Source organism: Gemmiger formicilis (assembly GCF_016900095.1).
GTDB classification, from domain to species: domain Bacteria; phylum Bacillota; class Clostridia; order Oscillospirales; family Ruminococcaceae; genus Gemmiger; species Gemmiger formicilis_A.
On sequence record NZ_JACJJP010000001.1, the window covers coordinates 120,513 to 144,392 of the forward strand.

Annotated in this window: 21 protein-coding genes and 2 tRNA genes; 7 read left to right on the forward strand and 16 right to left on the reverse strand. The window is 60.6% G+C overall.

What is annotated here, in order from left to right:
- Positions 1–34: 34 nt before the first annotated feature.
- The 6 genes from H6B15_RS00575 to trkA form a co-directional block, all read right to left on the reverse strand.
- Positions 35–895 (reverse strand): EamA family transporter, encoded by an 861-nt coding sequence (locus tag H6B15_RS00575; RefSeq protein ID WP_204645000.1) that lies wholly within the window; start codon positions 893–895, stop codon positions 35–37.
- A 56-nt stretch (positions 896–951) separates the two neighbouring features.
- A complete protein-coding gene (locus tag H6B15_RS00580; RefSeq protein WP_204645001.1) occupies positions 952–2,259 on the reverse strand; it encodes an alpha-amylase family glycosyl hydrolase in 1,308 nt (435 codons plus the stop codon).
- 35 nt (positions 2,260–2,294) lie between these two features.
- Entirely contained in the window at positions 2,295–2,831 is a 537-nt protein-coding gene (locus H6B15_RS00585) for a hypothetical protein (RefSeq protein ID WP_204645002.1), read from the reverse strand.
- Between the two features lie 90 nt (positions 2,832–2,921).
- A complete protein-coding gene (locus tag H6B15_RS00590; RefSeq protein ID WP_243424207.1) occupies positions 2,922–3,716 on the reverse strand; it encodes a polysaccharide deacetylase family protein in 795 nt (264 codons plus the stop codon).
- Between the two features lie 108 nt (positions 3,717–3,824).
- The gene (locus H6B15_RS00595) at positions 3,825–5,297 is read right to left on the reverse strand and encodes a TrkH family potassium uptake protein (protein WP_204645004.1); all 1,473 of its coding nucleotides are present in this window, start codon (positions 5,295–5,297) and stop codon (positions 3,825–3,827) included.
- Between the two features lie 12 nt (positions 5,298–5,309).
- Positions 5,310–6,671: a Trk system potassium transporter TrkA gene (gene trkA / locus H6B15_RS00600; RefSeq protein WP_204645006.1), complete on the reverse strand. Its 1,362-nt coding sequence runs from the start codon at positions 6,669–6,671 to the stop codon at positions 5,310–5,312.
- A 276-nt stretch (positions 6,672–6,947) separates the two neighbouring features.
- Between trkA and H6B15_RS00605 the strand changes: the two genes are divergently transcribed.
- Positions 6,948–7,031, forward strand: a tRNA-Leu gene (locus H6B15_RS00605).
- Positions 7,032–7,140: 109 nt separating this feature from the next.
- Positions 7,141–8,496: an MATE family efflux transporter gene (locus H6B15_RS00610; protein ID WP_204645013.1), complete on the forward strand. Its 1,356-nt coding sequence runs from the start codon at positions 7,141–7,143 to the stop codon at positions 8,494–8,496.
- Between the two features lie 46 nt (positions 8,497–8,542).
- Here the strand turns inward: H6B15_RS00610 and H6B15_RS00615 are convergent.
- From H6B15_RS00615 to H6B15_RS00655, 9 genes are all read right to left on the reverse strand, one after another.
- Positions 8,543–8,626: transfer RNA gene (locus H6B15_RS00615), tRNA-Leu, on the reverse strand.
- Between the two features lie 37 nt (positions 8,627–8,663).
- A complete protein-coding gene (locus H6B15_RS00620) occupies positions 8,664–9,227 on the reverse strand; it encodes a Fe-S-containing hydro-lyase (protein WP_204645015.1) in 564 nt (187 codons plus the stop codon).
- 5 nt (positions 9,228–9,232) lie between these two features.
- Positions 9,233–9,433 carry a hypothetical protein gene (locus tag H6B15_RS00625; protein ID WP_204645016.1) on the reverse strand — a complete coding sequence of 67 codons (201 nt, stop codon included), beginning with the start codon at positions 9,431–9,433 and terminating at the stop codon, positions 9,233–9,235.
- 28 nt (positions 9,434–9,461) lie between these two features.
- On the reverse strand, positions 9,462–10,304 hold the full coding sequence (locus tag H6B15_RS00630) for a fumarate hydratase (RefSeq protein WP_204645181.1): 843 nt from the start codon (positions 10,302–10,304) through the stop codon (positions 9,462–9,464).
- 2 nt (positions 10,305–10,306) lie between these two features.
- The gene (locus H6B15_RS00635) at positions 10,307–11,482 is read right to left on the reverse strand and encodes an NAD(P)-dependent malic enzyme (protein ID WP_204645017.1); all 1,176 of its coding nucleotides are present in this window, start codon (positions 11,480–11,482) and stop codon (positions 10,307–10,309) included.
- Positions 11,483–11,537: 55 nt separating this feature from the next.
- Positions 11,538–12,749, reverse strand: a complete 1,212-nt coding sequence (locus H6B15_RS00640) for a cation diffusion facilitator family transporter (protein ID WP_204645018.1) — start codon at positions 12,747–12,749, stop codon at positions 11,538–11,540.
- A 146-nt stretch (positions 12,750–12,895) separates the two neighbouring features.
- The gene (locus H6B15_RS00645) at positions 12,896–14,188 is read right to left on the reverse strand and encodes an adenylosuccinate synthase (RefSeq protein ID WP_204645019.1); all 1,293 of its coding nucleotides are present in this window, start codon (positions 14,186–14,188) and stop codon (positions 12,896–12,898) included.
- A 176-nt stretch (positions 14,189–14,364) separates the two neighbouring features.
- Positions 14,365–16,038, reverse strand: coding sequence for a hypothetical protein (locus tag H6B15_RS00650; protein ID WP_204645020.1), 1,674 nt, complete (start codon positions 16,036–16,038; stop codon positions 14,365–14,367).
- Positions 16,025–16,249 (reverse strand): DUF896 domain-containing protein, encoded by a 225-nt coding sequence (locus H6B15_RS00655; protein WP_204645022.1) that lies wholly within the window; start codon positions 16,247–16,249, stop codon positions 16,025–16,027. The genes H6B15_RS00650 and H6B15_RS00655 overlap by 14 nt, the downstream gene beginning before the upstream one ends.
- 148 nt (positions 16,250–16,397) lie before the next feature.
- Here H6B15_RS00655 and H6B15_RS00660 point away from each other — a divergent pair, with 148 nt between their 5' ends.
- The 5 genes from H6B15_RS00660 to H6B15_RS00680 all read left to right on the forward strand — a co-directional run bounded on the left by H6B15_RS00660 (position 16,398) and on the right by H6B15_RS00680 (position 20,976).
- Entirely contained in the window at positions 16,398–17,564 is a 1,167-nt protein-coding gene (locus H6B15_RS00660) for a trigger factor (RefSeq protein WP_204645024.1), read from the forward strand.
- 160 nt (positions 17,565–17,724) lie between these two features.
- The gene (locus H6B15_RS00665; protein WP_204645026.1) at positions 17,725–18,009 is read left to right on the forward strand and encodes an autorepressor SdpR family transcription factor; all 285 of its coding nucleotides are present in this window, start codon (positions 17,725–17,727) and stop codon (positions 18,007–18,009) included.
- A complete protein-coding gene (locus H6B15_RS00670) occupies positions 17,996–18,661 on the forward strand; it encodes an SdpI family protein (protein WP_204645034.1) in 666 nt (221 codons plus the stop codon). The genes H6B15_RS00665 and H6B15_RS00670 overlap by 14 nt, the downstream gene beginning before the upstream one ends.
- A 10-nt stretch (positions 18,662–18,671) precedes the next feature.
- Positions 18,672–19,424 carry an ABC transporter ATP-binding protein gene (locus tag H6B15_RS00675; protein WP_204645036.1) on the forward strand — a complete coding sequence of 251 codons (753 nt, stop codon included), beginning with the start codon at positions 18,672–18,674 and terminating at the stop codon, positions 19,422–19,424.
- Positions 19,378–20,976 (forward strand): hypothetical protein, encoded by a 1,599-nt coding sequence (locus tag H6B15_RS00680; RefSeq protein ID WP_204645038.1) that lies wholly within the window; start codon positions 19,378–19,380, stop codon positions 20,974–20,976. The genes H6B15_RS00675 and H6B15_RS00680 overlap by 47 nt, the downstream gene beginning before the upstream one ends.
- Positions 20,977–21,056: 80 nt before the next feature.
- On the opposite strand, the gene clpB is transcribed toward H6B15_RS00680, so the two are convergent.
- Positions 21,057–23,666: an ATP-dependent chaperone ClpB gene (gene clpB, locus H6B15_RS00685; RefSeq protein WP_204645040.1), complete on the reverse strand. Its 2,610-nt coding sequence runs from the start codon at positions 23,664–23,666 to the stop codon at positions 21,057–21,059.
- Positions 23,667–23,880 lie beyond the last annotated feature (214 nt).

Consider the following 23,880-nt stretch of genomic DNA (forward strand, 5'->3'; position numbering starts at 1 on the left):
CGCCGCACGGAAAACCCGCACGACGGATCTGTTTTTACACCAGCATAAGCAGGGTGCCGGCCACATTCAAGGCCAGGCCAAGGGCTGCTTTTCGGCTGAGTTTTTCGCCAAAGACGATGGCCGAGAAGGCCACGGTAACCAGAATGCTGAGCTTGTCCACCGGCGCCACCACGCTGGCGGGACCATCCTGCAAGGCGCGGTAGTAGCACAGCCAGGACGCCCCGGTGGCAAGGCCGGACAGCCCCAGAAAGCCCAGCTCCCGCCGGGGAACCTTGGATACCTCTTTCTGCTTGCCTGTCACAAACACCATGACCCAGGCCATGACCAGCACCACACTGGTGCGAATGGCCGTGCCCAGGTTGGAGCCGATATCGCTGACGCCCACCTTCCCCAGAATGGAGGTCAGGCTGGCAAAGATGGCCGACCCTGCCGCGTACCAGAACCATCCCTTGGAGGAAGAAGTGGAGGACGTGCCGGATTTCTTTTCGATCATGAGCCAGGTTCCGGCCAGAATCAGCACCATGGCCACCGTCTTGACAGGGGTGACCCCCTCGCCCAGAAAGAGCAGCGCCAGCAGGATGGTCAGCACCGTGCTGGTTTTATCCACCGGTACCACCCGGTTGATATCCCCGATCTGCAGGGCTTTGAAGTAGCAGAGCCAGGATGCGCCGGTGCACAAACCGGACAGCACCAGAAACACCATGGCCCTGTCGGTGATGTCCTGTATGCCGGACCATTGGCCGGACACTGGCACCATGACCCAGGCCATGACCAGCACCACACAGGTGCGCAGCGCCGTGGCCACGGTGGAATCGGTCTGCCGGATACCACACTTGGCCAGAATGGCGGTGATACCGGCAAAAAACGCGGATGCAGCGGCAAACAGCAGCCACATAAAAAGGTCCCTCTTTTCCTGTTCAGGCAACAGATTATAAATTTGGATATTCCGTATTATTCGGTTTTCCAGAAAGCGCAGGAGTAGGCGGGCAGATCACTGCCGCCGCCGAAATCGTGAGGCTTGCCGGTGATCAGATCCACCGCACAGCCCGCCTCGGCGTTGAAATCGGCGTGGTAGGGCTGGCTGTCGGCGTTGATGGCCACCAGAACCCGGTCTTCCCCACTGCGGCGCTCAAAAATCAGCTGTTTGGGCTGCACCAGAATGTTGCGGTAACTGCCGTGGCACAGCGCCGGGCTGGCGGCACGGGCCCCGGCCAATGCGGTGATCCAGTCGGTCAGTTCGTTGTGTTCCGGCTTTTCGATGGCCGGGCGCAGGGCGGGGTCACCGTCCTTCTTCTCCCCGGTGATGCCCCATTCACTGCCGTAGTAGATAGCAGGGGTGCCCGGCATGCCGAACAGCAGACCGTACAGCGGCTCCAGCTCCTTCTTGTCGGCCAGAATGCTGGCCACGCGGGTGACATCGTGGTTGTCCGCAAAGCTCAGCAGCTGCCGGCCGGTGTACAGGCACCAGGGCTCGGAGCCGAACTGCCGGTTCAGGCTGTAGGAGATCTCATGCATATTGCCGGTGTTGAAGCTGGAATACAGTCCCTTGTAGCATTCGTAGTTGGTCACCGAATGGCAGGCATGGTCGTTCATCCAGCGGTTGTAGTCCCCGTGCAGGGTCTCGCCCACCAGCACAAAGTCCTCCTTGAGGGAGGAAGTGTACTGCCGCAGCGCCCCCAGAAAATCCAGGTCCAGGCAGTAGGCCACGTCCAGGCGCAGACCGTCAATGTCATAATCCCGCACCCAGGAAGAGATGGCGTCAAACAGATGTTCCCGCACCGCCGGGTTGTGCAGATTCAGCTTGACCAGCTCGTTGCAGCCTTCCCAGCTTTCGTACCAGAAACCATCGTTGTAGTTGGTGTTGCCGTCAAAGTGAATGTTGAACCAATTCTTGTACGGGCTGTCCCAGCGCTTTTCCTGTACGTCCCGGAAAGCCCAGAACCCACGGCCCACATGATTGAACACGCCGTCAAACATCACCTTGAGCCCGGCATCGTGCAGCGCTTTGCAGACGCGGCGCAGATCCTCGTTGGTGCCCAGGCGCACATCCACCTTCCGGTAATCCCGGGTGTCGTAGCCGTGGGCGTCGCTCTCAAACAGGGGGTTGAACAGCACGCAGGTGGCGCCCAGTTCCCGGATATGGTCCACCCAGTCCAGCACCCGCAGAATACGGTGTTCGGGCACCCCGTCATTCTGCAAGGGCGCCCCGCACAGTCCCAGCGGGTAGATCTGGTAGATGACAGCATTTTGATACCACATGGTCGATCTTCCTTTCCTGAGCTTAGTCACCAAGCTCAAAAGCGTTTTTTCCAGTATCGGCGCAGACGAAGGCGATAAACCAGGGTCAGCGCGGTCACGGCACGGTCACACAGAACAAATGCCAGATTACACAACAGAACCAGCGGCACCCACAAGGCCAGGGTGGCGGGCATGGTTTCGGCCAGACCGGGCAGAAACACCAGCAAGAGCAGCGCATACATAATGCCTGCCGACAGATTGAATACCGCCAGTTTGGCCGCCCAGCGCAGTGCTGCAGGGTGCAAGTGGTCCAGCACCGTCTTCCACACAGGATAAGGGCCCAGCACCAGCGCATAGAAAAAGGACAGTTCCGGGTCCGGCACAAGCAGAAGTCCCAGCACCGCCGCGGCCGCATACTGGGTCAGGGCAGCACGGGGACCATATTCCACCAGCGGCGGGATCAGCAAAAAGGAGGCCAGCATGGGCGCGGCATAGGTACCGATGCCCAGTGCCGTGCCCACCAGCAGAATGACCACCGTCAGGGCAGCCAGCACGCCGCAGAGCGCGATGCGGCGGCTTTGGGTATTTTTCATGTGCAAACTTCCTAGAATCTCGACGCAGCGCGCCTTGGTTTTGTTCTTATTATACATGGTGTACAGTGTCTTTGCAATTCCTTTTGCCCATCAATTTTCTTTTGTCAGGGCATACATCTGTTCCACCGTACAAAATTCATATTCCTGGTCTGCAAACCAGTCCAGTATTTCCGGCAGCGCCTGCACCGTCTGTCTGGTGGCCGCGGTATCGTGAAGCAGCACAACGCAGACATCCCGGCCTTCGGCCCCCTCTTTCACGTTGCGCAGGATGGCGGCGGCATCTGGGTGTGCGGAAGTGGCGTCTTCTCCGCAGACGTTCCAGTCAATCCAATGATACCCTTTCTCTTCCGCCTGGGCCACAAGGTCTTTCATGATATCACTGCCACCGTAACGGTGGCTGACTGTGTTGGTACTGCCGCCGGGAAAACGCAGCCAATGAATCTGCTCCACATCCACATAGGCGGACAGGGTCTGCCGCAGCTGTTTGATGTCCAGCCAGAAGTCGGTGGTACTGCGGTAGATTTCCGCATACCGGTGGCTGGCACTGTGCAGCCCGATCTGGTGGCCGCCGGCCGCAATCAGGGGCAACTGATCCAAGTAGGGCTCATTGATGGGCTGGGCCGTGACAAAAAAGGTGGCCGGCGCCTGATACCGTGCCAGAATCTCCAGAATGGCGGCGGTGTTTTCGGAGGGGCCGTCATCAAAGGTCAGGCAGGCATATTTTCCTTCCAGCACGGCGGCAGCCTCCACCGCAACCCGGTCATCCGGGATTGCGGTTTCCTCCTGCCGGTTACGGAACCTTTGTCCGGCCAGGATTCCCACCAGCCCGCAGAGAAGAAGCAGGGCTACCAGGCTGCACAAAACGGCTTTGCCGGATACGCGCATGGAACCTTCCCCCTTTGTATGGTGTCGTTCCATCTGTATGCGCCGGCGGCTTCCGGCATACAAAAACGCCCCGGAACCGATGGTTCCGGGGCGTGCTGCCAACAAACGTCAGAAGCGCAGGGCCACGCGGCCACCGCGACGGCGGCGGCGCCAGGTGGACGGCGCGAACAGCGCCAGCATGGGGAATAGTTCCAGACGGCCGGCCAGCATATCGAAGCTGAACAGCCATTTGCACCAAGGGGAGAAATCCGCAAAGGAGCCCATGGGGCCCACAATTTCCAGGCCGGGGCCAACGTTGTTGATACAGGTGGCCACGGCGGTGAAACTGGTGATCAAATCAAATCCATCCAGCGAGACAAGCAGAATGGAGAGGACAAACAAAGACAGATACACACTGAGATACACGCTGGCACCGCGGACAGTCTTGTCGTCCAGGGGACGGCCTTCAAACCGGATGGTGGTGACCGCATGGGGATGCAGCATGTGCTGGACCTCCCGCACGCTGGACTTGACCAGGATGATCACGCGGGAGACCTTCAGGCCGCCGGCCGTGGACCCGGCGCAAGCCCCCAGGAACATGAGCATGACCAGGATGGTACGGCTGAAAGAGGGCCAGGCATTGAAATCGGTGGTGGCGTACCCGGTGGTGGTGACAATGGAAGACACCTGGAAGAAGGACAGACGCAGCGCCTGGGCAAAGTTGCTGCACATCTGGCTCAGGTTGACGGCAATGGCGAGGGTGGACGCCGCCACCACCCCCAGGTAGGTCAGCAGTTCCTCGGAAAGGAAGGCCTGGCGGAAATGCCGCAGCAGAATGTAATAATACAGGTTGAAGTTGATGCCGAACAGCAGCATGAACACCGCGATGACCATCTCGATATAAGCGCTGTTGTAGGCACCCACGCTGAGAGCCTTGCAGCTGAAACCGCCGGTACCGGCCGTGCCGAAGGAATGGATGAGGGCGTCGTACAGCGGCATGCCCCCGGCCAGGAGCAGCACCACTTCCGCCGCTGTCATCACCAGATAGATGCGGTAAAGGATTTTGGCGGTGTCCTGCAGTTTGCTGGACAGCTTGCCCACGGTAGGTCCGGGCACTTCGGCCCGCATCAGGTGCATGGCACGGCCGTCGGTCATAGGCACCACGGCCATGACAAAAACCAGGACGCCCATGCCGCCCACCCAGTGGGACAGGCTGCGCCAGAACAGGCACCCGCGGCTCATGGCCTCCACATCAGTCAGGATGCTGGACCCCGTGGTGGTGAAACCGGACACCATCTCAAAGAAGGCATCGGTGTAGTCGGGGATATCCCCGGAAAGCAGGAACGGCAGCGCGCCGAAGGCACTCATCAGCACCCAGGCCAATGCTACCACCACCAGGCCGTCCCGGGCATAAATTACAGTATCCTTTGGTTTGCGCAGACCAAGCACGCAGCCCAGCACCACCAGCAGCAGAATGGGAACCAGGAAAGCAAACAGTGTATTCTCGCCGTACAGCAGGGCGCAAACCAACGGCAGCACCAGCAAGGCCGCTTCTGCCATGAAAATGCGGCCCAGAACAAAAGCAATCATTCGATAATTCATCTGGCGCGCCCCTTACCGTACAATCTCTCGCAGGTCGTTAATGGGCGTGCCGGTGGTTACAACCACCACGTCATCCCCCTGGCGCAGGCAATCGGAACCGGACGCAATGATGGTCTGCCCGTTGGCGCGCACAATGCCCGCAATCAGCATGTCCTTTTTCAGGGTCAGGTCCCGCAGGGGAACCCCCACAAAGGGAACGTCCGGCCCCACATTGAATTCCAGCATCTCCACCCGGCCGCCGAATGCCCGGTGCAGGGTGCGGATGTTGGAGCCGAAAGAGTTCTGCATGCCGCGCACATACTGCAAAATGGTCTCAGCGGTCACATCTCCGGTGGAAACCACGCTGTCCACCATGCCGTTGGCCGTGGCCAGATCCGCGAAGGAACTGCGGTTGATCTTGGCCACCACCTTGCAGGAGTTGAGCTGCGCCGCATACATGGAAAGGATGATGTTGGTCTCGTCCATGCCGGTCAGGGCCACAAAGGCATCCATCTCGGCCAGGCCCTCCTCTTTCAGCAGTTCACTGTCGGCGGCATCGCCGTTGATGACCAGAATGCCCGGCAGACGCTCGCTGATATCCCGGCAGCGGGCAGGATTGTTGTCGATCACCGTAATGTGCATGTGCATGTCCCGCAGCTCTTTGAGCAGGTAATAGGCCATGCGGCTGGCACCGATCACCATCACATTGGAGGCACGGCCCTTGAACAGCCCCAGACGCCGGAAGAAGTGCTCCAGCTCCTGGGGGGTAGCGGTCAGGTAGACCTTGTCCCCTTCTTCCAGCACGAAATTGCCGTCCGGAATGCTGATATCCCGTCCCCGCACCACCGCGCACACCAACAGTTTGACGTGCATGTTGCTGTACAGATCCGACAGCTGCAGCCCGCACAGAGGGTTGCCATGGTTCAGGCGATATTCGATCAGTTCAAACCGGCCGCGGCAGAACTGTTCCAGCTTGATGGCGTTGGGAAAGCGCAGCACCCGGGAGATTTCGCGGGCGGTGGCCTTTTCCGGGTTGACGAACATGGAAAGGCCCAGTTCCTGACGCATGAACCGCAGCTGTTTTTCGTATTCCGGGTTGCGGATACGGGCAATGGTGTGCCGTGTACCGATCTTTTTGGCAACCAGGCATGCCAGAATGTTGATTTCATCACTGGATGTGGTGGCCACCAGCAGGTCGGCTCCCGTTTCGAAGGCCTGGCTCTGGATATCGTAGCACCCGCCGTTGCCCGGCACGCCGCGCACGTCAAAAATATTCACAATGCTTTCCACGCGGTCGGGGTTGATATCGATTCCCACAATGTCGTGCCCTTCTGCCGTCAACTGCTCGGTCAGAGCACGGCCCACTTTGCCAAGGCCGACGATCACGATTTTCATACTGCACCTCTGCACATAGTACCTGCGCAAACACATGCTGTTTTGCGTATTTTTCCATTTTATCTTTGGCTATTATACGAGAGGCTACGACAAAATTCAACTGTTTCTTTGCTGTGTCTTAGTTTACCAGGCCGATTCTTTACCGCTTCTTTGCTGCAAGAGGTTGATTTTTTGCGGCTGTGCCATGCAAAGACACCTATGCAAAAAAGGTCTTGCATTTTGACTGCGGGTATGCTAAAATAGCCATTGCAGCGCCGGTGGTTCGTCCGGTGTTATGCGGAAGTGCTGGAATCGGCAGACAGGCACGTTTGAGGTGCGTGTGTCCATGACGTGTGGGTTCAAGTCCCATCTTCCGCACCAATGCAGCGGGTTCATTCCCGCCCGAAGCCCCGGCTTGATGCCGGGGCTTTTCTTTTGCCCTATTCTGCCGGCACCGGGCTGCAATTGTACACCGCCAAGGAGGCCTTGTATGGCAACCACCCATGATACCGCCCTGACCAAAGGGCCGATCACAAAAAGTCTGATTCTGTTTGCCCTGCCCATGATGGCCGGGAATCTGCTGCAACAGCTGTACAACGTGGCCGACACCATCATCGTGGGGCGGTTTCTGGGGGCCGACACCCTGGCAGCCGTTGGTTCCTCCTATACTCTGATGACCTTTCTCACCTCCATCCTGCTGGGTCTGTGCATGGGCAGCGGCGCGCTTTTTTCCATCCGCTGGGGCGAAGACGACCGGGCCGCACTGAAAAGCGGAATCTTTCATTCCTTCCTTTTCATAGCCGCCGTGGCGGTGGTGCTGAATGTGGCAGTGTTCGTCTTTCTGGACCCCATTCTGGTCCTGCTGCAGGTTCCCCGGGCCATCATCCCGCTGATGCGCACCTATCTATGGTGCATCTTCTGGGGAATTCCGGCTGTGTTCCTGTACAATTATTTTGCCGCCCTGCTGCGGGCGGTGGGCAACTCCATGGTGCCCTTGATCTTTTTGGGGATTTCGGCGGTGCTGAATATCCTGCTGGACCTGACCTTCGTGCTGGTATGCGGTTGGGGTGTGGCCGGGGCCGCCATTGCAACGGTCATCGCCCAGTATGTATCCGGCATCGGCATTGGGGTTTATACCCTGCTGTGTCTGCCCTCCCTGGTGCCGGGCAAGGAGGATTGCTGCTGGAACCGCAGCGTGCTGAGCGAGATTGTCTCCTTTTCCCTGCTGACCTGCGTGCAGCAAAGCATCATGAACTTCGGTATCCTGATGGTACAGGGACTGGTCAACAGTTTCGGCGAGGTGGTCATGGCCGCCTTTGCCGCTGCGGTCAAGATTGATTCCTTTGCCTATATGCCGGTGCAGGATTTCGGCAACGCCTTTTCCACCTTCATCGCCCAGAATTACGGCGCCCACAGCCGGGAACGCATCCGCAAAGGCACCCGCAGTGCGGTGGTGAGCGCGGCGGTCTTCTGCGTGATCGTGAGCGCCGTTGTCTGTCTGTTTGCCGCCCCGCTCATGGGCATTTTTGTGGATCCCTCCGACCCGGCCGTGGAAGAGATCACCGCGGTGGGCGTCCGATATCTGTGGATTGAGGGGGCCTGCTACTGCGGTATCGGCATTCTGTTCTTGCTGTACGGGTTCTACCGCGCCGTGCGCCGCCCGGCCATGTCGGTGGTACTGACCGTCTTTTCCCTGGGCACCCGCGTGGCCCTGGCCTATGCTCTGGCACCCCGGGTGGGGGTGTGGGGCATCTGGATTTCGGTGCCCATCGGCTGGGCGCTGGCCGACCTGGTGGGGGCTGTGTACTACTTCCGCCACCGTGCGGCCCTGCTGCCGGAACCATAACATGAACAACACAAAACGCCCCGGCTGACATCAGCCGGGGCGTTTTTGGTGCGGATAACAGGAATCGAACCTGCACGTCATGGACACTGGACCCTAAAACCAGCGCGTCTGCCAGTTCCGCCATATCCGCTCAACACACACCAGTGTACCAAGCGGCGGCCAATTTGTCAATCGGCGGACAGACTTTGCAGATAGGCGGCCGGGCCGCTCTCGTACAGATCGCCGCCGTGGGCGTCCAGCAGGACGGTCAGCGGCATGTCCTGCACGGTCAGGCGGCGCACGGCCTCGCAGCCCAGATCGGGCCAGGCAATGACTTCACAGCTGCGGATGCTGGCGGCCATCAGGGCACCGGCGCCCCCCAGCGCGGCCAGGTACACCGCCCCATTCTTGACCACTGCGGCCTTGACGGCGGCATCCCGTTTACCTTTGCCGATCATACAGGCAAGGCCCAGATCCAGAAGGCGCGGGGTGAACTTATCCATGCGTCCGGCAGTGGTGGGGCCCGCCGCCCCGATCACCTGACCGGGACGTTCGGGGGTCGGTCCCACATAGTAGATAGCAGCGCCGCGGATGTCGAAAGGCAGCGGTTTGCCGGCATCCAGCAGTTCCATCATACGGCCGTGGGCCGCATCCCGGGCGGTGTACACGGTACCGGAAAGCAGCACTGTATCTCCCGCCTGCAGAACAGACAGGGCTTCGCGGGTCAGCGGTGTGTGGAGTTCATACTGCATGGCGGTCACCTCCCCTGCCGTGCACGGCGGTGCAGTTCCTTGATCTCCTCATGATGGCGGTTGACCATGTCTTCCAGCTTGGGGTCCGCGATTCCCACCCCGGGCCGGGAGGAGGAAAGCGGAATATCAATGCCGGAAGTGCGGGTTTCGCGGCGGCCCACACCTTCCAGGGAGATATCAATATCGGATTGACGTTTTGCGGGCATAACTCTTTCTCACTTCCTGATGGCGTATTTACAGTTCGGCGGTGGCGCGGCGGGTGACATGGCAGCCGATGTTGACTGCCACCGGCAGGCAGGCTACATGGGTGGGTGCCTGTTCGATGGCCACCCCCAGGCAGGTGGTGGCGCCGCCGAATCCCTGCGGCCCGATGCCCATGGCGTTGATGGCCTCGCACAGCTCTTTTTCCAGGGACGCATAGTAGGGATCCGGGTTGGGACAGTCCAGCGGGCGCAGCAAGGCGTGCTTGGCCAGCAGAGCACACTTGTCGAAGCTGCCGCCCACACCCACGCCAAGAATGATGGGCGGGCAGGGATTGGAACCGGCCAGGCGGACGGTCTCCAGCACAAAATCTTTCACACCCTGCACCCCGTCGGCGGGTTTGAGCATGGCCAGGCGGCTCATGTTCTCACTGCCGGCCCCCTTGGGGGCCACCGTGATGCGGCAGCCGTCCCCGGGAACCAGCTCCACGGTCAGGAACGCCGGGGCGTTGTCCTCGGTGTTCTGCCGCTTCAGCGGGTCGCCGGTGATGCTCTTGCGCAGGTAGCCCTTGGTGTAGCCCCGGCGCACCCCTTCGTCCACCGCTTCCCGCAGGGTTCCGCCGGTGATGTGGGCGTCCTGTCCCAGTTCCACAAACACGCAGGCCATGCCGGTGTCCTGGCAGATGGGCAGTTCCTTTTCGGCGGCGGCGTCCAGATTGGAGCGCAGCAGTTCCAGGGTGGTGCGGGCCAGAGGCCAGGGCTCGGCCTGGATGGCCTGCTCTTCCGCCGTACGGATATCCTCCGGCAGAAAGCGGTTGGCCTGAATGCACAGCTGTTCCACCGCCTCGGTGATGGCGGCGGCCTGAATTTCGCGGATGCTCATGTCCGGGCCACACCGCTTTCCCGCGCGGCTTGCGCCACAGCGTCGGCCACGGCCTGTGCCACACGGGGGTCAAAGGCCTTGGGCAGAATGTTTTCTTCGTTGAGTTCCTCGTCGGGGATCAGGGAGGCGATGGCCCGGGCGGCGGCCAGCTTCATGGGCGCATTGATGTCCCGGGCACGCACGGACAGGGCCCCCTTGAAGATGCCGGGGAAGGCCAGCACATTGTTGACCTGGTTGGGGAAGTCGCTGCGGCCGGTACCCACCACACGCACACCGGCGGCCTTGGCAGCGTCGGGCATGATTTCCGGAGTGGGGTTGGCCATGGCAAAGACGATGGCGTCCGGAGCCATGGTGGCAGCCATTTCGGGCGTCAGTGCCCCGGCGATGGACGTGCCGATGAACAGGTCGGCCCCGCGGATGGCTTCCGCCAGACCGCCGGTGACCCGGCGGGGGTTGGTGGATTCGGCCAGAGCCGCTTTATGGCCCACAAAACCGGCGGGACGACCGGGCACCAGGATGCCGTGCTCATCCACGGCGATGATGTCCCTGGCACCGGCAGTCTGCAGCATCTTGATGATGGCAGTGCCGGCAGCGCCGGGGCCGTTCTGCACAATTCGGATGTCTTCCAGACGCTTGCCCACCACCTTGAGGGCGTTGAGCACACCGGCCAGCACAATGATGGCGGTGCCGTGCTGGTCATCATGGAAAACGGGAATATCCAGGTCCCGCTCCAGTTCCGCCTCAATCTCAAAGCATTCGGGGCTGCGGATGTCCTCCAGGTTGATGCCGCCGAAGGTGGGCGCAATGGCCTTGACCGCCGCCACAACCTCTTCCTTGGTGGTGGCGTTCAGGCAGATGGGGAAAGCATCCACCCCGCCGAATTCCTTGAACAGCACGCACTTGCCTTCCATGACCGGCAGGCCGGCTTCAGGTCCGATATTGCCCAGGCCCAGCACAGCGGTACCGTTGGTGACCACAGCCACCGTGCGGCCCTTGAGGGTGTAGGTGTAAACGTCGTCGGGGTTTTCCTTGATTTTGCGGCAGGGCTCGGCTACACCGGGGGTGTAGGCGGTGGACAGGGCATCCTTGTCCCGCACTTCCACCAGACTGTTGACGGTCAGTTTGCCACGATGGGCCTTGTGCATGGCAAGAGCGGCGGCATTGTAATCCATGGGTCGACTTCCTTTCTGTGATGGCATCTTCCCCGCCGAAGTTGCGGGGCGCAGATCAATGTTGGCGGTTGGGTTCCAGCTGGGCGGCACCGTAGTTGGATTCCAGGCGAATGACACAAAAATGGTCGGGCCAGCGTTCCCGGACAGCATCCCGCAAAGCAGCGGTCAGTTTGGTGCCGCGATGGTCGCGGGCGGAAAGATATTCCGGCGGCACGGCACAGTCAAACACCACATTGGTGTGGCTGTTGCCGGGCACGATGCGCAGGTCATGAATGGCGGCGGAGGGTTCCAGCTCGGCCGCCTTGTTGCGGACAAATTCCCGCAGTTCCTTGGCGTGGGGATCATCCACCACCACAGGATCATAGTGGATGGTGGCGGTCAGGCCATCGTCCTTGGCCAGGTCCCGCTCGATATTGTCGATGATATCATGGCTGGCCAGCACATCGGCAGCAGCGGACATTTCCACATGAAAACTGACCAGGCGGTTGCCGGGGCCGTAGTCGTGCAGCATCAGATCATGGATGCCCAGTACCCCGGGATAGGACATGACCTTCTCTTCGATGTGGCGGATCAGCGCCGGGTCGGGCGCTGCACCCAGGATGGGGTCCAGGGTATCCTGCACCAGGCCAAACCCGCTGTACAAGATAAACGCGGCCACAGCCAGGCCCGCCAGACCGTCCAGCCGATCAATGCCAGTGATGGACGCTGCCAGGCTGGCCACCAGGACTGCCGAGGTGGAAACCACATCATTGCGGGCATCGGCGGCGGTGGCAATGAGGGTTTCGGACCCGATGAGGGTACCGATCTTGCGGTTGAAGAGGGAGATCCACACCTTGAGCAGGATGGATGCCACCAGAACCACACCGGTGAGCAGACCGAACTCCACCGCATTGGGGTGAATCAGTTTGGTCACACTCTCTTTGAGCAGCTCAATGCCGATGACCAGAATCATCACCGACACGGCCAGACCGGCCAGGTATTCGTACCGGGCATGGCCGAAAGGATGTTTGTCGTCCGCCGGGCGGGCCCCCAGGCGAAAGCCCACCAGACTGACCACGCTGGAGCCGGCATCGGACAGGTTGTTCACGCCATCGGCGGCAATGGCCACGCTGCCGAACAGGGTGCCCACGGTAAACTTGCCCGCAAACAATAGCAGGTTGCAGAAAATACCGGCCACACAGGCCAGATTGCCGTACGCGGAACGCACGGATGGGTTGGAAGTATCGTCACTGTTTTTGACGAACAGACGGATGAGCCAACGGGTCACAACCCGGTCTCCCCTTTCTTTTTTTGAATGAAACCACAAAATCATTCCGGCTGAAAAAGCAGCGGAGCCGCACAAGGCGGGTCCGCTGTGTAAAGTGTCTTCGGTTTATGCTCTGTCTGCCGGAAGACAGGGCGGGTTTATCTCAATCAGTCACGCACGATGCAGGCGTCACGCTCGGGGCCGACGGAGATGTACTTGATGCGGCAGCCCACGGCCTGTTCCAGGTATTCCACATAGGCACGGGCCTCGGCGGGCAGATCTTCGTACTTGCGCACGCCGGTGATGTCGCAGTGCCAACCCTTCATCTCCTTGATGACCGGCTGGGCGTCGTCCAGGGTCTTGCCGCTGGGGAAACGGCCGGTGACGGTGCCGTCGGACAGACGGTAGGATTCCACCACGGGGATGGTATCCATGTAGTCCAGTACGTCCAGCAGGGTCAGGGCCAGTTCGTCACAGCCCTGGCACTGCACGCCGTAGCGGCTGGCAACCACGTCGAAGGGACCCACGCGGCGGGGACGGCCGGTAGCAGCGCCGTACTCGTGACCATGCTCACGCAGGACATTCTTCTCGTCCTCGGTCATGGCCAGCTCGGCGGTGAAGGGTCCTTCGCCCACGCAGGAAGAATAGGCCTTCATGATGCCCACGGACAGGTTCAGCTTGCGGCCCGGAATGCCGGCGCCGATGGGCGCGTAGGCGCTGATGGTGTTGGAACTGGAAGTGTAAGGATAGATGCCGTAGTCGATGTCACGCAGAGCACCCAGCTGAGCCTCGAACATGATCTTCTTGCCGGCGTCGTCGGCCTGGGCCAGATATTCGCCCACGTCGCAGATATAGTCCTTGAAAGCAGCGGAGTAATGTTCGCACCAGGCCCACATATCCTCCACGCTCACCGGCTTCTGGTCATAGATGCTGACCATGGTCAGGTTCTTGGAATCCACGATGGTTTCCAGGCGCTTGCGCACACCCGCATCCATATGCACCAGATCGCCCATGCGCAGGGTCTTCTTCATGAACTTGTCGCCGTAGGTGTAGGCGATGCCGCGCTTGGTGGAACCGAACTGGGCGCCGGTCTTGGACAGACGGGCCTCTTCCAGACCGTCCTGGTCCACATGGAAGGGCATGGTGATGGTGGCACGGTCGGAAATCTTCAGGTTGGCGGGACTGATCTCGATACCCTGTTCCCGCAGTGCGGCAATTTCCTTTTCCAGGTGGACAGGGTCGATGACCATGCCGCCGCCCATGACGCAGACCACGTTGGGACGCAGAATGCCGGAGGGAATCAGGTTCAGCACGAACTTGCCGCGCTCGTTCTTGACGGTATGGCCGGCGTTGTCACCGCCCTGGTACCGTGCGACGATGTCGTAATCCTGGCTGAGAAGGTCGACCATACGGCCTTTCCCCTCATCGCCCCAGTTGATGCCGGTAATTGCAGTAAGCATGTTTTGCAACCTCTCTTTTTTGGTTCAATGTACAGCCTTTTCCGCCCGGTCCCCTAGGGGGCCGATTTGTTCAAACCGGGATACGCCGCCGGATATGATTATACCAGAGATTGACCCAAAATACAAGGCACGCCCCGCAGGTTCCTACAAAACTTGCGGGGCGCGAATTCACTTCATTATGGATTGTCTTCGTCATTCCGTTGGGCAATGCGGGCCTGTTCCGCCGCCTGGGACGCCTCCACCTGAGAAACTGCGTCCGGGGCTTCCAGAATCATGTATCCGTAATCGTCCTCATACACCACCTGGGGCGCCTTTGTGTAGGCCAGGTTTTCCCGGGCCACGGTGGGGTCGATGAGAAGAAAGACCTTCCCTTCAGGTGCCTGCCGGTGATCCATGCTCTGCAGCCATTCGTGCAGGTTCATCCGGGTCATGTCGTCCACGGTCCACACATCCAGGGCGCCGTCGGACAGCTCGGTGAGCACGTTGGCATACCAGAAGGTGGCATACCCCCGGGTGTAGCCGTTTTCCACCAGCCAGTCGCTGACGGATTCCAGGTGGGCATCGCCCCGGGGCGGGTCCTGCACAAAATGCAGGGTGGTGGAAACGCTGACGCAGACCAGCGCCGCCGCAAAGGCAGCCGCCAGCCAGGCCCGGGAAATGCCTTCCCGCAGCGGGAGGGTCTGTCCTTCCGCCGCCAGCACCCCGAAGGCCAGCGGTACCACGGGCAGCCAGTAGCTGCCGTTGATGCCGATCATATCGTTGAGGAAGGCAAACACCATGCCGTCGACGAGAAGGCAGGAGAGAAACACCGCCAGAAGAGCCCGGTGCTCAAAGCAGAGTTCCCGGCGGCGCAGCACAAGGTGTACTGCCGACACCACCATCGCCCCCGCAATCAGGAGACTGACCGCCCCCAGCAGTCCCGCCACGCTGAACAGAGGCACAGGGTCGCTGTAATCCAGGACGCCGCGGTCCCCCGGATACCCGAACAGCGCCAGGAAGTCGCCCCAGGCGGTGAGAAGTTTGCTCAGATCCAGCGCTGTCCAGCCGCGCTGCCCCTGATCGGAAAAAGTATACTCCGCCGCCAGCACCTTGGCATTGACGGCGTATCCCACCGCCGAGCACAGAACCGTGCCCAGAGCCGCCAGGGTCAGGCGAAGCTGCGGAAGTGCCAGAGGCTGGGTCGGGCGATTGCGGTTCCACCGCACGGCCAGCAGAACCAGAGATGCCGCCAGCAAGGGCGCGTACAGGTTCATCAGGATGCGCACGCCGTTGAGTCCCGCGGCAAAGGCCAGCGCCGCCAGAACAGCCGCCCGCAGAACCGTGCGGCGGACCGAGGCTTTCCGGCCGGCCAGGCGGAGCACCAGCCCCATGCTGAGCATGACGAACACCATATGTACATAATAGAAGCCGCCGAACACCCCATGGAACAGCTGCCAGAACCCGAAGGGACACAGCAGCGCCCCCGCGATCCAGGGCGCACTTTTGCGCAGGCGGGCGCCATAGGCAAAGTACAGCGCCGACACCGCCACCAGGGCCGACAGAAGGCCCTGGGCCAGGGTACGGGCGGCGTGCCAGTCCTGCGGGAAAACCGCCAGCCCCAGTTTGAAAAGCAGCTGTTCGCAGAAAACGCGCAGCTCGGTGGAGTAGTACCAGTTGGCGGAAAGAAGCGAGCCTTCCCGGTTGAGCTGGGCGGCCAGTACCATCTCGGAGGCCATGTCGCTGTCCAGCAGGGAACGCCCGTACAGGCGCATGAACAGGACACCGAACAGCCAGGCTCCCGCCAGCCAGACCCACGGCAGCACCGCGCCGATCCGCCGCCGGATTCCGGGCTTCGTTTTAACTGCGGACACGGTGGGATTCCTTCTGCTTCAGAAGCGGATGGCGGGTCCCGTCGGGTTCCTGCACCACGGTATGATTCAGCTGGTCCTGCAAGGCCGCCCGCACGTCCGCCACATACCTCCGGCGCAGCTCCGCCCGCTCGGCGATTTCCGCCTCGGTCAGGCCGACGGTTTTAGCCTTGTGGGCCAGTTCGTTGATACGGTCAATTTCATGTTTCTGCATGGTCTTCCCCCATAAAGTTCCGGCACGGCCGGTAAGATTCCTGTTCAGTATACCATGTCCGGAGGAAAATTGGAATGTTGTACTGTACATTTTGCGAAAATGATGTATAATGGAAAAGCATCACTTTACAAAAGACAGGAGAAATCCCATGAAACTGACCAACATGACCCGCCCGGTGGCTGTTCTGACCGCCGCCGCGCTGACCCTGGGCCTGGCCGGCTGCGGCAAACAGGAAGCCGAAGCCGCCAGCTCTGCCGAGACTGCTTCCCCGGAGACCGCTTCCACCGAGGAAACCGCCGCCGATCCTTACGCCTATCTGGCCGACTTTGATTACAGCTCCATCTTTGATGAGAACGGATATGTGTCCGGCGTGACCGCTTCGGATTACATCACCCTGCCGGACGACCTGGGTCTGACCCTGTCGGATAAGGCCAACACCGTCTCCGACGCGGACATCAGCGACTACATCAACAACAACATTCTGGTGAACTACACCGAGACCAACCAGGTGACCGACCGCGCTGCCGCCGACGGTGACTCGGTGAACATCGACTTTGTGGGTTCCGTGGACGGAGAAGAATTTGACGGCGGCTCCTCCGAAGGATATGACCTGACCCTGGGCAGCGGCACCTTCATCGACGGCTTTGAAGAGCAGATCGTGGGCCACATGCCCGGCGAAACCTTCGATGTCAACGTCACCTTCCCCGAGGATTACCCGGCCACCGATCTGGCCGGCAAGGATGCCGTGTTCTCCACCACTCTGAACTACATTTCCGAGACGGTGACTCCCGAGCTGACCGACGACTTCGTGAAGGAGAACCTGAACGAAAGCCTGGGTCTGAGCGATGTGGCTTCGCTGAACGCCTACATTTCCGACATGCTGCTGTTCAGCCAGCAGACCAACGAACTGTACAGCCAGCTGAGCGACACCCTGAGCGTGCAGGGCGAAGTTCCCGCCGAGCTGACCAAGTATTTCGAGGATTACTATCTGGAAAGCCCCTACCTGTATGCCCAGATGTACGGCGTCAGCCTGGATGAATTCATGCAGGCCAACGGCTACGACAGTGCCGCCGCCTACCTGGAAAGCTCCCGCACCTACATCGACGGCGCCATTCAGCAGACCCTGATTCTGCAGGCTCTGGCCGAAAAGTACGGCATCACCTGTACCACCGAAACCCTGGAAGACCAGTTCCAGCAGTACTTCGGCAGCGCCGATACTTCCAGCTATGTGAACTACTACGGCGAAAACTATCTGAAGATGAGCATCCTCAACGACCTGGTGATGGAACACCTGGTGGAGGAAGTCAACGCCTGATCTTACCCCGCAACAACGCCTCCGACGCACCCGCGCCGGGGGCTTTTTCTTTTGTGCGCAGGCCCTATTGACAGCCTGCATGCAGGGTGCTATACTGTGCCCAAAGGCGACTATTAGATGTTTTTCTAAATATCTTATTGCAAAAAAGGAGGTGCCTAGGATGGGAGATGCCTTCAAGGCGTTGGCCGACCCCACCAGACGCAAGATTCTGGAACTGCTTTCTCAGGGAGAGATGACCGCCGGAGAGATTGCGGCCCATTTCGACATGGCCAAGCCATCGGTCAGCCATCATCTGAACATCCTGAAGGCCGCCGGGCTGGTCACCGACGAGCGGCACGGGCAAAACATTGTATACTGCCTGAACCTGACGGTGTTTCAGGAAGTGGTAAAGTGGTTTTACGACTTTGGATTCATGAAGGGAGAGTCCGAACATGAAGAGCAATAAACTATATTGGATACTGGGAGGCGTGTGCCTGGTGAACCTGCTGGGCCACGCCCTGTGCCTGCCCATGATGCCGGATCAGGTGCCTATTCACTGGAACTGGGCCGGTGTGGCCGATGGGTTCGGGCCAAAATGGAGTTCCCTGGCCCTGGGGTTGCTGCCGGTGGGGCTGCTCCTGCTGGCCATGGCGCTGCCGCGCATCGACCCCAAGGGAGAGAATTTTGCCAAGTTCCGTCCCATCTGGAACGGGGTTGTCCTGGCCATGGTCCTGTTTGGCTGCGCCGTCGGCTGGCTGAGCGAGCTGGCCGTTTTCGGTGTCGTCAAGGACGGCAGCGGCGCTTCCGGGCTGCTGGTGGGCGGCGGACTGGGCATTTTGTTCATCTTGCTGGGCAATTACATGCCCCGCATCAAGCAGAACTATACCTTTGGGTGCCGTACACCCTGGGCCCTGGCGGATGAACACAACTGGAACCGCACCCAGCGCATGGGCGGGTTCATCTTTATCGTCATCGGGACTGCCTGCCTGATTTCCGGGGTGTTTGCGGGGGCTCTGGGATTTTCCGGCACACTCTTTGTGCTGATGGGTACCACCCTGCTGGGCTGTGTGTGGATCTATCTGTATTCCTTTCTGGTATTCAAGGGACTGATGAAGTGAGGAACCTGCCATGCTGACCATCGAACATCTGACCAAGACCTATCCCGGCGGCAAGACCGCCGTACGGGACCTGAGCCTGCATGTGGAGTCCGGGGACATCTACGGATTCATCGGCCACAACGGCGCAGGCAAAACCACCACCATCATGGCGGCGGTGGGGCTTTTGCCCTTTGAGGCGGGAGATATCCGCATCGGGGGCATCTCCATCCGGGAAGACCCGCTGGCCTGCAAACGGATGTTTGCCTACATCCCCGACGATCCCCTGCTGTACCCTTATCTGACCGGGCAGCAATATCTGGATTTTATGGCGGATGTGTTTGAGGTTTCCCGCGCGGACCGCACCCGGCGCACCGAAGAGTTGGCCCAAACCTTCGGGCTCAACGACGCTCTGGGTGACCTGACTTCCTCCTACTCCCACGGGATGAAGCAGAAACTGGCCATTCTGGGCGCGTTGATCCATGCCCCGCGGCTGCTGATTCTGGACGAGCCCTTTGTGGGGCTGGACCCGGAAGCGGTGGTGGCCTTAAAAGGGATCATGGGAGAGTTATGCCGCCGGGGCGGCGCGGTTTTCTTTTCCACCCATGTACTGGACGTGGCCGAACGGTTGTGCCGCAAGGTGGCCATCATCCGGCAGGGCCGGCTGGTGGCTGCCGGTGAGACTGCCGCACTGACCGGCGGCAAAACCCTGGAGGAGACCTTTATGGAGGTGGTGCATCATGGCGAAGCAGACCCTGCGGGCCATAACCCGGCTGCTGAAACTTGACCTGCACCGTCTGGGCGGGTGGAACGAGTTTGTCCACAGCCGGGACCCCAAAACACGCCGGCGCTGGTTGGGCCTGGCCTTTTTGTGGTTGTTTTTGCTGGCCATGGCAGTCTTTTACCTGGTCATGATGGCCATGGGCATGGCCGCTTATGGGTTGGCGGATCTTCTGCCCGGCTGCCTGTACACCGGTGCCGCGGTGGCCCTGCTGGTTTTTGAGACTCTACGGGCTGGGACCTTTCTGTTCAGTGCCGACTTCCGGGACGGGACCGCTCCCCTGCCGATGCCCTCAGCCGCCCTGCCCCTGAGCCGGTTGCTGGAACTGTATCTGTGTGATCTGGCGCTGTGTGCGCTGCTGCTTGGCCCGGGGCTGGTGATCTATTCCATGGCCCACACCGACGTTGGCACCGGATACTGGGCCACGGCGCTGTGGGGTCTGCTTCTGGCGCCACTGCTTCCTATGGCGCTGGCCTGTCTGCTGGGTGCCATGACTGCCTTTCTGGTGCGGGGAATGCGGCACAAAAATCTGATTTCCGGGTTGCTGCTGGTGGCCTTTACCATGGCGGTGCTGGCCTGGTCCATGAGCCTGACCACCCTGCCCGCCGACACCGACGGTGCCGACCTGATGGCCATGCTCAGACCCGCTCTGACTGCCGCTGCATCCGGCTATCCTCCCGCGCACTGGTTCGGGCGGATGTTGTCCGGCGGCCCCGGCAGTCTGGCGGCACTGGGATGGCTGAGCCTGGTTTCCCTGCTGCCTGCCGTTTTGGCGGCAGGTGTGGTGACGGCAAACTATACGTCCTTATGTGCCGCCCTGCATTCCCCCGCCGGGCGGCGCCGTGCCGCCCGGGAGGCAGGCGTGCATTCTCCCCTGACAGCGTTGTATCTGCGGGAAGCCCGGCGGTACACCGCCTGTGCCAGCTGGCTGGCCAACACGGTGGTGGGGTATCTGTTGATGGCCGCCTTCCCCCTGCTGCTTCTGTTCGGCGGCAGCCGGGTCATGGAAAGCCTGGAACTGACCCCCGAAGCGGCCGGGCGGTATCTTCCGGTGATTCTGGGCCTGCTGGCGGTGCTCATGCCGGTGACCGCCTGTTCCGTTTCTCTGGAAGGTTCCCAGTGGCCGCTGGTGCGCACCTTGCCGGTGAGCAACCGGAATCTGTTGCTGGCCAAAATTCTGCTGAACCTGACCGTTGCCCTGCCCTGCTGGGCCGTGGCCGCTGTGGGGGGATTGCTGGCGGTATGGCCCCGGGGTACGGCAGCTCTGTGGCTGTTTCTGGTACCGGGGCTGTACTGCCTGTTCGGCGCGGTGGCAGCTTTGCGCATCAATCTGGCCTTTCCCCGGCTGCACTGGCAGACCGAAACCCAGGTGGTCAAACAAAGTACTTCCTCTCTGCTGGCCATGCTGGCCGGGTTTGCCGCCGCCGGTATCCCCGGGCTATGTCTGCTGTTTTTTCCGGAAACCATCGTGTACGCGGTTCTCTCCTGCTTGCTGGTTACCCTCACCCTGCTGCTGTGGCGCGGATGCCTGCGCGTGGACTTACAGAAAATCCAATAAAGCAAAAAGGCCCCCGGCCTGCCGTGTACGGCAAGTCGGGGGTCTGATATTTGTATCGGGCCTGACCCGTCAGGCTGGGATCAGCGCAGCACCAGGTTGCCGTTCTCGGCATCCACGGTGATGGTATCGCCGGCCTGATTGGCACCGCCGATGATCTGCTTGGCCAGCATGGTCTCCACATGGGACTGGATATACCGTTTCAGCGGACGGGCACCGTAAATCGGGTCGTAGCCGCCGTCGATGATGGCATCCTTGGCCGCATCGGTGACCTTCAGGTTCAGCTGTTTGTCGGCCAGACGCTTGCGCAGGTCGTTCAACATCAGGTCCACGATGCCGCCGATTTCCTGCTTGGTCAGGCTCTTGTAGATGACCGTATCGTCCAGCCGGTTGAGGAATTCGGGGCGGAACTGCCGCTTGAGCAGGGCGTCGATCTTCTCCCGGGCTTCGGCGGAAATTTCGTTGCGGCCCTGGGCACGGCCCTGTTCCAGGTCTTCCAGAATGATATCGGAGCCCAGGTTGGAGGTCAGAATCAGGATGGTGTTCTTGAAGTCCACGGTGCGGCCCTGGCTGTCGGTGATACGGCCGTCATCCAGCACCTGCAGCAGGATGTTGAACACATCCGGGTGGGCCTTTTCCACCTCATCGAACAGCACCACGCTGTAGGGATGACGGCGGACGGCCTCGGTCAGCTGACCGCCTTCCTCATAGCCCACGTATCCCGGAGGAGCGCCGATCAGGCGGGATACGCTGAACTTCTCCATATATTCGGTCATGTCGATACGGATGAGGTTTTTCTCATCGTCAAACAAGGCCTGGGCCAGCGCCTTGGCCAGCTCGGTCTTGCCGACGCCCGTGGGACCCAGGAAGAGGAAGCTGCCGATGGGACGGCCCGGGTTGGCGATGCCGGCACGGGAACGCAGGATAGCGTCCGACACCTTCTGCACCGCTTCGTCCTGGCCAATGACCCGCTGATGGAGCACTTCGGGCAGGCGAAGCAGCTTCTCCCGCTCGCCTTCCACCAGTTTTTCCACCGGGATACCGGTCCAGCGGGCCACAATACGGGCAATCTCCTCATCGGTGACACGGTCCCGCAGCAGGCTCTGTTCCTTCTTCTCGGCGGCAATCTTTTCTTCGCTTTCCAGGTCACGCTGCAGCTGCGGCAGCTTGCCATACTGCAGTTCGCCGGCCTTGGCGTAGTCGCCCTGGCGGGTGGCCTTCTCGATGTCGGCTTTCACCGACTCCACCTCGGCACGCAGGCTCTGCACCTTGTTGATGGCGTTCTTCTCGTTCTCCCACTGGGCTTTCTTGGAATTGAAGCTGTCACGCAGTTCGGCCAGCTCCTTTTCCAGGTTTTCCAGCCGCTGGCGGGACAGGTCGTCGGTCTCCTTCTTCAGGCTGGCCTCCTCGATCTGCAGCTGGGTAATATGGTGCTGCAGATCATCCAGCTCCGCCGGCATGGAATCCAGCTCGGTCTTGACCATGGCGCAGGCTTCATCCACCAGGTCGATGGCCTTATCGGGCAGGAAACGGTCGCTGATATACCGGTCGGACAGGGTGGCGGCGGCGATGAGGGCGGCGTCCTGAATCTTGACGCCGTGGTACACTTCGTACCGTTCCTTCAGGCCACGCAGGATGGAGATGGTGTCCTCCACCGTGGGTTCTTCCACCATGACAGGCTGGAAACGACGTTCCAGGGCGGGGTCCTTCTCGATATATTCCCGGTATTCATCCAGCGTTGTGGCGCCGATGCAGTGCAGCTCGCCCCGGGCCAGCATGGGCTTGAGCAGGTTGCCCGCATCCATGGCGCCGTCGGTCTTGCCGGCACCCACGATGGTGTGCAGCTCATCGATGAACAGGATGATCTTGCCTTCGGATTTCTTGACTTCGTTCAGAACGCTCTTCAGACGTTCCTCAAACTCGCCGCGGTACTTGGCACCGGCCACCAGAGCGCCCATGTCCAGGCTGAAGATGGTGCGGTCCTTCAGGTTTTCGGGCACATCCCCCCGCACGATACGCTGGGCCAGACCTTCGGCGATAGCGGTCTTGCCCACGCCGGCTTCACCGATCAGCACAGGGTTATTCTTGCGCTTACGGGACAGAATCCGGATGACGTTGCGGATTTCGGTATCACGGCCGATGACCGGGTCCAGCTTGTTCTTGCGGGCCATATCCACCAGGTCCTGGCCGTATTTCTGCAGGGCGTTGTAGGTGGATTCGGGGTCATCACTGGTGACCCGCTGGTTGCCGCGCACGGTGGACAGCTGGGTCATAAACTTTTCCTGGGTGATGCCGAACTGCCGGAACAGGTCCGACGCGGCACGCCCCGGGCGCTGGAGGATACCCAAGAAGATATGCTCCACGCTGATATATTCATCCTTCATCTGCTTGGCCTGATCCTCGGCCGCGTTGAAGGCACGGTCCAGGTCATTGGAGATATATACCTTTTCGGGGTCACGGCCGCTGCCGGTCACATGGGGCAGGGCGGCGACCTTCTCGGTGGCGGCAGCCAGGAAATTGCCCGGCTCCACCCCCATCTTGGTCAGCAGCTGAGGGATCAGGCCGTCGTCCTGCTGGCACAGCGCAACCAGCAGATGTTCCTGCTCGATGGCCTGGTTCTGATATTCCACCGCCAGACGCTGCGCGGCCTGGATGGCCTGAACGGTCTTTTGGGTACATTGGTTAATGTTCATACGGCAAACCTCCTTCACAGCTTGCGTGTATCTATATTAGCAAACGACAGCTTTGAGTGCTGTCCGAACCAGTCCGACCGGGCTACGGTTTGTTTTTCCCTCTACTTTCCCCTTTGGAATGAGCCGGGCAGCTGGGTTTCGGGGTTGGATTAGCACTCTCGCCTATCGACTGCTAATATTGTAGCACATCCTGTCGTAATGTCAACGGGGTAAA

Coding starts and splice junctions, on each gene's coding strand:
- H6B15_RS00575 (WP_204645000.1), bottom strand. CDS start 895: ATGTGGCTGCTGTTTGCCGCTGCATCCGCGTTTTTTGCCGGTATCACC.
- H6B15_RS00580 (WP_204645001.1), bottom strand. CDS start 2,259: ATGTGGTATCAAAATGCTGTCATCTACCAGATCTACCCGCTGGGACTG.
- H6B15_RS00585 (WP_204645002.1), bottom strand. CDS start 2,831: ATGAAAAATACCCAAAGCCGCCGCATCGCGCTCTGCGGCGTGCTGGCT.
- H6B15_RS00590 (WP_243424207.1), bottom strand. CDS start 3,716: ATGCGCGTATCCGGCAAAGCCGTTTTGTGCAGCCTGGTAGCCCTGCTT.
- H6B15_RS00595 (WP_204645004.1), bottom strand. CDS start 5,297: ATGAATTATCGAATGATTGCTTTTGTTCTGGGCCGCATTTTCATGGCA.
- trkA (WP_204645006.1), bottom strand. CDS start 6,671: ATGAAAATCGTGATCGTCGGCCTTGGCAAAGTGGGCCGTGCTCTGACC.
- H6B15_RS00610 (WP_204645013.1), top strand. CDS start 7,141: ATGGCAACCACCCATGATACCGCCCTGACCAAAGGGCCGATCACAAAA.
- H6B15_RS00620 (WP_204645015.1), bottom strand. CDS start 9,227: ATGCAGTATGAACTCCACACACCGCTGACCCGCGAAGCCCTGTCTGTT.
- H6B15_RS00625 (WP_204645016.1), bottom strand. CDS start 9,433: ATGCCCGCAAAACGTCAATCCGATATTGATATCTCCCTGGAAGGTGTG.
- H6B15_RS00635 (WP_204645017.1), bottom strand. CDS start 11,482: ATGGATTACAATGCCGCCGCTCTTGCCATGCACAAGGCCCATCGTGGC.
- H6B15_RS00645 (WP_204645019.1), bottom strand. CDS start 14,188: ATGCTTACTGCAATTACCGGCATCAACTGGGGCGATGAGGGGAAAGGC.
- H6B15_RS00655 (WP_204645022.1), bottom strand. CDS start 16,249: ATGCAGAAACATGAAATTGACCGTATCAACGAACTGGCCCACAAGGCT.
- H6B15_RS00660 (WP_204645024.1), top strand. CDS start 16,398: ATGAAACTGACCAACATGACCCGCCCGGTGGCTGTTCTGACCGCCGCC.
- H6B15_RS00665 (WP_204645026.1), top strand. CDS start 17,725: ATGGGAGATGCCTTCAAGGCGTTGGCCGACCCCACCAGACGCAAGATT.
- H6B15_RS00670 (WP_204645034.1), top strand. CDS start 17,996: ATGAAGAGCAATAAACTATATTGGATACTGGGAGGCGTGTGCCTGGTG.
- H6B15_RS00675 (WP_204645036.1), top strand. CDS start 18,672: ATGCTGACCATCGAACATCTGACCAAGACCTATCCCGGCGGCAAGACC.
- H6B15_RS00680 (WP_204645038.1), top strand. CDS start 19,378: ATGGCGAAGCAGACCCTGCGGGCCATAACCCGGCTGCTGAAACTTGAC.
- clpB (WP_204645040.1), bottom strand. CDS start 23,666: ATGAACATTAACCAATGTACCCAAAAGACCGTTCAGGCCATCCAGGCC.